Source organism: Streptomyces sp. SBT349 (assembly GCF_001083795.1).
GTDB lineage: Bacteria > Actinomycetota > Actinomycetes > Streptomycetales > Streptomycetaceae > Streptomyces.
The window spans coordinates 24,608-32,453 of the sequence record NZ_LAVK01000039.1; the positions used below are offsets into that span (position 1 = coordinate 24,608).

Consider the following 7,846-nt stretch of genomic DNA (forward strand, 5'->3'; position numbering starts at 1 on the left):
CGGTGCCGTCGGCCGGGTCGGCGGAAGGGGTCAGAGGAACGGGTCAGAGGAACGGGTCAGCGGAAGGGGCCGGGGCCTGGGTCGGGATCGGGATCGGCGGGGGGTGCGGTGGCCCGGCCGCCCGCGACGCGCCACAGCCACACCTGGACGGCGGCCAGCGGTGGCAGGGCGACGAGCAGGACCGGGACGACGACCCCCAACACCGCGGTGCTCGCCGCGTGTTCGGTCAGGGGGAGCCGGGCCCCGGCGAGGACGGGCAGGGCCGCCATGACGGCCGAGGTGAGGGCGAACGAGTTCCACCCGGCCTGGCGCCCGGCCAGGGTCCTGGCCCGCTGGAACGGCGCCCCGGTCAGCCGGAGGGTGGCGAACCCGAGGCCGTGGGCGAGGAAGAGCAGGGCCACGGCCACGGCGGTGGGGGCGCCGAGCGCGGGCGGCGCGGGCGCCGCGAACTCCCCGGTCGGCAGCGAGGCCGCCAGCCACCCCCAGGCCAGGGCCACGGCCCAGCTCCCCGCGGTGATCAGGACGTCCCCGGTCAGCGGCACCCGCCGCCGCCACCACAGGCCGGCGTCGCGGAGCACCCATCCGGCGAGCAGCGGCACCAGCACCGGCAGCAGCCCGGGGAACACCTCCCCCTCCAGGGCGGGGAAGCAGCCGGCGAGGACGCCCCCGGCGGCGACCAGCCACACCTCGTTGCCCAGGAAGAGCGGCCACAACGCGGCGGTGGTCAGGCGGCGTTCGGCCTCGTCGCGGCCCAGGTGCGGCAGGAGCATGCCCAGCCCGATGTCGGCCCCGCCGAGAACGAAGTACCCCGCCGTGAACAGCGCGAGCAGCGCGGCGGCGATCAACTCCACGATTCCGCCGCTTTCTTCGGGCCGCGACGGCCGTCGCGGCACGGGAGCGGACCGGGCGCGGCGGGGACCGTCGCCGGGCCGGGCACCGGCGGGTCGGGGGTCTGGAGTTCCACGCTCCTACGGTCGGCGGCGGACCCCTGTCCCGGCGTCCGCCGGCAGGGGACACCCGCCCTACCCCAGCGGTTGCGCCCCGGTGTCCGGCCGTACGGCGGGAGATGTCAGGGACGGCCTCGGGGGCGTCTCGGGGGGCGTCGGGGACGGGTCAGGGTCCCGGCCCTGAGTCCGGCCCCGCGGACGGCCCGGACGTCGGTCCCGCATCCGACGGTGGCCGGGCGTGGTTGGGGCGCGGGCGGCCCGACGCACAGGCCGGAGGCGTCAGTTCATCCAGCCGGGCGTGATCATGCCCGTCTCGTAGGCCAGGATGACCAGTTGGGCGCGGTCGCGGACGTTCAGCTTGGTCATGATCCGGCTCACGTGCGTCTTCGCCGTGGCGGGGCTCAGGACCAGGCGCCGGGCGATCTCGTCGTTGGTCAGGCCCGCGCCGACCAGGCCCATCACCTCGCGTTCGCGCTCGGTCAGCGCGTTGAGCCGGGGGCTCGGGTCCGGCTGGCGGGCGCGGCCCGCGAACTCCGCGATCAGGCGCCGCGTCGCCGTCGGCGCGATCAGCGCGTCGCCGCGCGCGCAGACCCGGATGCCGTGCAGCAGCTCCATCGGCTCCGTGTCCTTCACCAGGAACCCGGAGGCGCCCGCGCGCAGCGCCCCGTACACGTAGTCGTCCACGTCGAAGGTGGTCAGGATCACCACCCGCACCCCGGCCAGCCGCTCGTCGGCGACGATCCGGCGCGTGGCGGCGAGCCCGTCCTCCTCCGGCATCCTGATGTCCATCAGCACGACGTCGGGACGGAGTTCGCGCGCGAGCCGCACCGCCTCCGCGCCGGTGGACGCCTCGCCGACGACCTCGATGTCGTCCTCGTCCTCGAGGATCGACCTGAACCCGGCCCTGACCAGCTTCTGGTCGTCGGCGAGCAGGACCCGGATGCGCGGCGCGGTCATGGCCTCAGCGTAACCGCCGCCCTCAGCGCCTCAGCCGACCGAGACCGCTGTAGAGGATGAGCGCCCCGATGCCGCCCAGCAGGCACGCGGAGATCGTCACCGTGGTCGACGCCTCGGGCTGCGCCTCGCCGTCCTCCAGCCGCGGCTTGAAGACCCCGAGCGGGTCCTCGCGCAGCACCACGTCCTCCGCCCAGCGGTGCCGGGAGCCGCAGTTGTGAACGCCGCCGAGCTCGTGGGTGGTCCGGTCGCCCGCGGTCTCACGGACGGTGCAGCTGTACTGCTCGCCCGAGCGGCTGCTCGACGAGTCGAACTCCACGACCTGCGCCGGCACCGGGTCGCCGAAACGTTCCATGTACAGCTCGTACATCGAGGAGCCGCCGAAGATCATCGCGACGACGCCGAGGACGAAGACGCAGATGGCGGGCCAGGCCCGCGACCCCCACCGGGCGGTCAGCACCAGCCCGACCACCAGCGTGGGCAGCATGATGGCCAGGCTGATCAGCGTGCCCAGGGTGTCGAGGCGGCTCGCCAGGCCGCCGAGGGCCATCAGCAGCGGCACGACGAGGGCGCCGAGGAGCGAGGTCACCACCAGAACGGCCCGGCCGCTGCGCCCGGTTGCGCCCGCGTCCCCGGCTCCGTCGCCGTCCGCGGCCCTGTCCGGGTCCGCGGCCCTGTCCCTCCCCGCGGCCCCGTCCCGGTCCGCGGTGTCCTTCGCCGGTGCCGCCCGGTCGGGCCCGCCGTCGGCCGATTCCGTCATCCGCCCCTCCTTCAGGTCCTCCCGGATCATCCGTTACCCGGCGGGGGCGCCGCCACCCCCTGCCGCGGAGTTCGGACCTGTTCCGGCGCGACCTCGGCCCCCGCCGCGGGTTCGGCCTCGCGCGGGAGGGGCAGCCGGGCGGCGACGCGGAAGCCGGCCGCCGTGTTCCGCGCGGTCAGCTCGCCGCCCAGGGCCCTGGCGCGTTCCCGCATCCCGTCGATGCCGCTGCCCCGCGTCCCGCCGTCCGCGGCGCCCTGTCCGTCGTCCTCGACGCGGACGCGCAACTCGCCCGGCGCGTAGTCCACGGTGATCGAGGCGCGGCGGGCGTTCGCGTGGCGGGTGATGTTGGTCAGCGACTCCTGCACGATGCGGTAGGCCGCCAGGGAGATCTGCGGGGGAACGACGGGCGGCGCGCCGCCGGTCTCGACGCCGACCTCCAGGCCGGTGGCGGCCGCGCGGTCGGCCAGTTCGCCCAGGCGCTCAAGTCCCGCGGGCGCGGGGGCGGTCGGGGCGTCCTCGTCCACCTGCCGCAGCACGCCGAGCGTGGCGCGCAACTCGCGCAGCGCCTCCTTGCTGGTCTCGCGCACGAACTCCAGGGCGGCGACCAACTCCTCCGTCTGGCCGGGCCGCTTGGCGCTGCGGTGCACGGCCGCCGCGGCCTGGACGTTGATCAGCGAGATGTTGTGGCCGAGCACGTCGTGCAACTCGCGGGCGAGCCTGAGCCGTTCGTGCGTGGCGGACTGGAGGGAGCGGACGTCGCGCTCGCGCTCGGCGGCGAGCACCCGCTGCTCGGTCTCCTGGAGGTATGCCTGCCGGACGCGCATGGCGTGACCGAACGCGATCACGCTCAGCAACCAGCCGCTGATCAACAGGATCGCCATGTTGTCGACTTCGCGGGCCTCGTCGTCATCGGTGAGCAGGAACTCGCCGTACGCGATCATCAACATGACCACCACCGCCAGCGTGACGACCGCGGCCAGGTGCCCGGCCCGCGCCATGGTGTAGAGGGCGACCATGAGGCAGACCAGCGGAGTCGCCCCGTCCACCTCGGAGAGCGGGAAGAACGACATCCCGCAGCCGGTGATCAGGACCGCGACCGGCACCGGCCACCGCTGCCGGAACCCGAGCGCCAGCCAGCACACGGCGAGCAGGAGGCGGCCGACGACGGCCGTCGCCACGCCGCCGTCCTCGTGCCGGACGAGGAGGATCGCGATGTCGCCCAGCAGGACGAGCCCCATGAGCTGCACCGTGCGATCCCAGCGGAACGCCCGCGCGAAAGAGGCAAGCATGGCCCCCAGAGTACGTAGGCTGGTGCGAAGCAGCGCACCACAGGAGGAAGACCCCATGACCGGCCCCGTTCCGGAGAGCAACGAACCAGCGCACGACCCCGAGGTTCTTCAGCTCGCGGCGAAGATCTTCGATCTGGCGCGCCAGGGGGACACCGCGACGGTCGCCGCCTACGTGGACGCGGGCGTCCCACCGAACCTGAGCAACGACAAGGGCGACACGCTGCTGATGCTGGCCGCCTACCACGGGCACGCGGACACGGTGCGGGTGCTGCTTCAGCGGGGCGCCGAGCCGGGCCGCGGGAACGACAAGGGGCAGACGCCGATCGCGGGCGCGGTGTTCAAGGGCGAGACGGACGTGGTCCGCGTGCTGCTGGCGGCGGGCGCCGACCCGGCGGCGGGCCACCCGTCGGCGATCGACACGGCCCGGATGTTCCAGAGGACGGAGCTGCTCGACCTGTTCGGCGCCGGCGCGTAGCCGCGCCGCTTCCGGCCGGGACGACTGTCGGCGCGCGTCGGCTTGTGTCAGATCTCCAGCACCACTTTGCCGCTGGTCCGCCGCGACTCGATCAGCCGGTGGGCCTCGGCGGCCTCCGCCAGCGGAAGAACGTTCGCCACCTCGGCGGTCAGCCGCCCCGCGTCCACCAGCGCGGCCAGCCCGGCGAGGCCCGTGTGGTCCGGCTCGACGAGGAACGAGGTGGCGCGCAGGCCCTGTTCCGCCGCCTCCTCACCGACCGCGGGGTCGAGGCCGCCCGGCACCGCGACCAGCAGGCCGCCGGGGCGCAGGGTGCGCAGCGAGCGGCGCTGGTTGTCGGGGGTGCCGACGAGGTCCACGACCACGTCCACGCCGCGGGCCGCGTCCTCGAAGCGGACGGCGTGGTAGTCGATGGGGTCCTCGACGCCCAGTCGCCGGAGGAAGTCGTGCTTGGCGGCGCTCGCCGTGCCGGTCACGCGGGCGCCGCGCGCCCTGGCGATCTGCACCGCGAGATGCCCGACGCCCCCGGCGGCGGCGTGCACCAGCACGTGCTGCCCCGGCCCGACCGCGGCCGTGTCCACGAGGACCTGCCACGCGGTCAGCCCGGCCAGCGGCAGCGCGGCGGCCCGCACATGGGTCAGCCCGGCCGGTGTGCGGGCGAAGTGCCGGGAGGGGGCCGTGACGTACTCGGCGTAGGCGCCCGCCTGGTGCGGGAAGCGCGGCATCCCGAAGACCTCGTCGCCCTCGCGGAAGAGGGAGACGCCGAAGCCGACGGCCTCCACGGTCCCCGCCACGTCCCAGCCGACGGTCAGCGGCGGGCCGCCCATGACCGCGGCCATGCCGGAGCCCGCGCGGCTCCCCGCGTCCACCGGGTTGACCCCGGCGGCGTGGACCCGCACCAGCACCTCGCCGGGAAGTGGCTCCGGGCGCGGGGCCTCGGCCTCGACCAGCACCTCGGGAGGGCCGTAGCGGTCCTGGGTGATCGTCCTCATGGTGGCGCTCTCGCTCATGCGCCCATGCTCGCCGCCCCGCCACGCCCCCGCCGTGCCGCCACGCGGCACGGCGGGGGCGGCCCGCTCAGCTCCCGACCGGGACGGCCCCGGCGCGCCGCTCCCCGTCCTTCGCGCCCCCGGCGTCACCGGAAGGCCCGGCGCTCTCCGCGCCCTGGTCGCCCGGCCCCCCGCGGAGCGGGACCTCCTTGACGAACAGCGCCAGCACGAACGCGACGAGCGCCGCCGCCGACCCCAGCAGGAAGGCCGTGTGGGTGCCGGAGGCCACCGCGTGCTGGTAGGTCTCGCGCACCACCGCGGGCAGCGCGGCCAGGCTGTCCGCGTCGAGCTGCGCCGACTGCTCGGTGGCGCCCGCGGCGGCGGAGCCGCCCTGCTCGCCCATGACGTCCTGGATGCGGCCGGTGAAGAGCGCGCCCATGATGGCCACGCCGAACGAGCCTCCCAGCGTGCGGAAGAGGGTCGTGGTGGACGAGGCCACACCCATGTCCTTCATGGCCACGCTGTTCTGCGCGACCAGCATGGTGATCTGCATGAGGAAGCCCATGCCGATGCCGAGCACGGCCATGTACACGCCGGCGGTCAGGCGCGAGGTGCCGGTGTCCATCTGGGCCAGCAGGAACAGGCCCAGGGCCATCAGCGCGCCGCCCACGATCGGGAAGATCCGGTAGCGGCCGGTGCTGGTGGTGGCCCGGCCCGCGAAGAGCGAGACGACCATCATGGACAGCAGCATCGGCAGCAGGAGCAGCCCGGAGTTGGTCGCGGAGGCGCCCTGCACCGCCTGCTGGAAGAGCGGCAGGTAGAGCGTCGCGCCGAACATCACGAATCCCACGACGAAGCCGATGACGGACATCAGCCAGAAGTTGCGGTTGCGGAAGATGCGCAGCGGCATCACCGGCTCGGCGGCGCGGGTCTGCGACCAGAGGAACGCGGCCAGCGCGACGACGCCCACCACGGCGAGCCCGACGATGCGCCCGGAGCCCCAGGCGTACTCGGTGCCGCCCCAGGTGGTGACCAGCACGGTCGAGGTGATGCCGACCGTCAGCAGGGCGGCGCCCAGGTAGTCGATGCGGCCGGCTGCCCGCTTCTTGGGCAGGTGCAGCACGGTACTGACCATGGCGAGGGCCACGGCGCCGAGCGGCAGGTTGATGTAGAAGGTCCAGCGCCAGCCCAGGTGGTCGGTGATGAGGCCGCCGAGGGCGGGACCGCCGATCATCGCCAGCGCCATGACGCCGGCGATCATGCCCTGGTACTTCCCGCGCTCCCTGGGCGGTATGAGGTCGCCGATGATCGCCATCACGCCGACCATCAGTCCGCCGGCGCCCAGGCCCTGGACGGCGCGGAACCCGATGAGCTGACCCATGTCCTGGGCGATCCCGGAGAAGGCGGATCCGATCAGGAAGACGACGATCGCGGTCAGGAAGGCGCCCTTCCTGCCGTACATGTCGCCCACCTTGCCCCAGATGGGCGTGGAGGCGGCTGTGGCCAGCGTGTAGGCGGTCACCACCCAGGACAGGTGCTCGGCGCCGCCCAGTTCGCCGACGATGGTGGGCATGGCGGTGCCGATGATCATATTGTCGAGCATCGCCAGCATCATCGCGATGAGCAGGGCCATGAGCACCACCCGCACACTGCGCTGACGCGGCTGCCCCGTCCCCGACTCCTCCGCGGTCCCCTGGACCCGCTCGGATGTGTTGTGGGACAACGTTCCCACCTTTCCGACTTACTTGTCGCCCGGCTAGTTCGTTACTCTGAGGACGGTACGAGCGCCACTAGCCGGTCGTCAAGTAAGATTCGGGCAAAGTGAAGGGAACGCGATGAGCAGCAGCACGCGCCAGCCGCGCCGGTCGGACACTCGCCAGCGCATCCAGGACGTAGCCCTGGAGCTGTTCGCCGAGCAGGGCTACGAGAAGACGTCGCTGCGCGAGATCGCCGAACGCCTCCAGGTCACCAAGGCCGCGCTCTACTACCACTTCAGGACCAAGGAGGACATCCTCGTCGGTCTCTTCGAGGACCTCACCCGGCCGCTGGACGAGCTGGTCGCCTGGGCCCGCGAGCAGCCGCGCACGCTGGAGACCAAGCAGGAGGTGCTGCGCCGCTACAGCCGCACGCTCGGGAGCGCGGCGCCGCTGTTCCGCTTCATGCAGGAGAACCAGGGCACGCTGCGCGAGCTGCGCATCGGCGTGGACTTCAAGGAGCGGATGATGGGCCTGGTCGGGCTGGTGGAGCCCGAGGGGGCGACGCTGATCGACCGGATGCGGTGCATGAGCGCGCTCTTCACCCTGCACGCGGGGATGTTCGCGCTCCGGGATGTCGAGGCCGACGTCGAGAAGCGGCGCCTGGCCGCCCTGGAGGTGGCCACCGAGCTGATCACCACCGCCCACGCCGGAACGGGGACGGCGCGCCCCTCCTGACCC

Annotated in this window: 8 protein-coding genes; 2 read left to right on the forward strand and 6 right to left on the reverse strand. The window is 73.6% G+C overall.

Annotation, left to right across the window (positions count from 1 at the left end):
• Positions 1 to 56: 56 nt before the first annotated feature.
• The 4 genes from ADY01_RS35930 to ADY01_RS07650 form a co-directional block, all read right to left on the reverse strand.
• A complete protein-coding gene (locus ADY01_RS35930; protein WP_063784151.1) occupies positions 57 to 851 on the reverse strand; it encodes a cytochrome d ubiquinol oxidase subunit II in 795 nt (264 codons plus the stop codon).
• A 375-nt stretch (positions 852 to 1,226) separates the two neighbouring features.
• The gene (locus ADY01_RS07640) at positions 1,227 to 1,904 is read right to left on the reverse strand and encodes a response regulator (RefSeq protein ID WP_049567808.1); all 678 of its coding nucleotides are present in this window, start codon (positions 1,902 to 1,904) and stop codon (positions 1,227 to 1,229) included.
• 22 nt (positions 1,905 to 1,926) lie between these two features.
• Positions 1,927 to 2,661, reverse strand: coding sequence for a hypothetical protein (locus tag ADY01_RS07645; RefSeq protein ID WP_159001031.1), 735 nt, complete (start codon positions 2,659 to 2,661; stop codon positions 1,927 to 1,929).
• A 26-nt stretch (positions 2,662 to 2,687) separates the two neighbouring features.
• Positions 2,688 to 3,950 carry a sensor histidine kinase gene (locus ADY01_RS07650; RefSeq protein ID WP_049567815.1) on the reverse strand — a complete coding sequence of 421 codons (1,263 nt, stop codon included), beginning with the start codon at positions 3,948 to 3,950 and terminating at the stop codon, positions 2,688 to 2,690.
• A gap of 55 nt (positions 3,951 to 4,005) precedes the next feature.
• Between ADY01_RS07650 and ADY01_RS07655 the strand changes: the two genes are divergently transcribed.
• Positions 4,006 to 4,425, forward strand: a complete 420-nt coding sequence (locus ADY01_RS07655) for an ankyrin repeat domain-containing protein (protein WP_049567819.1) — start codon at positions 4,006 to 4,008, stop codon at positions 4,423 to 4,425.
• A gap of 47 nt (positions 4,426 to 4,472) precedes the next feature.
• Here the strand turns inward: ADY01_RS07655 and ADY01_RS07660 are convergent, their stop codons facing one another.
• The gene (locus tag ADY01_RS07660; RefSeq protein WP_049567823.1) at positions 4,473 to 5,432 is read right to left on the reverse strand and encodes an NADP-dependent oxidoreductase; all 960 of its coding nucleotides are present in this window, start codon (positions 5,430 to 5,432) and stop codon (positions 4,473 to 4,475) included.
• Positions 5,433 to 5,499: 67 nt separating this feature from the next.
• Positions 5,500 to 7,044, reverse strand: a complete 1,545-nt coding sequence (locus ADY01_RS07665; RefSeq protein WP_107081665.1) for an MDR family MFS transporter — start codon at positions 7,042 to 7,044, stop codon at positions 5,500 to 5,502.
• Positions 7,045 to 7,246: 202 nt separating this feature from the next.
• Between ADY01_RS07665 and ADY01_RS07670 the strand changes: the two genes are divergently transcribed.
• Entirely contained in the window at positions 7,247 to 7,843 is a 597-nt protein-coding gene (locus ADY01_RS07670; RefSeq protein WP_049567829.1) for a TetR/AcrR family transcriptional regulator, read from the forward strand.
• Positions 7,844 to 7,846: the final 3 nt, after the last annotated feature.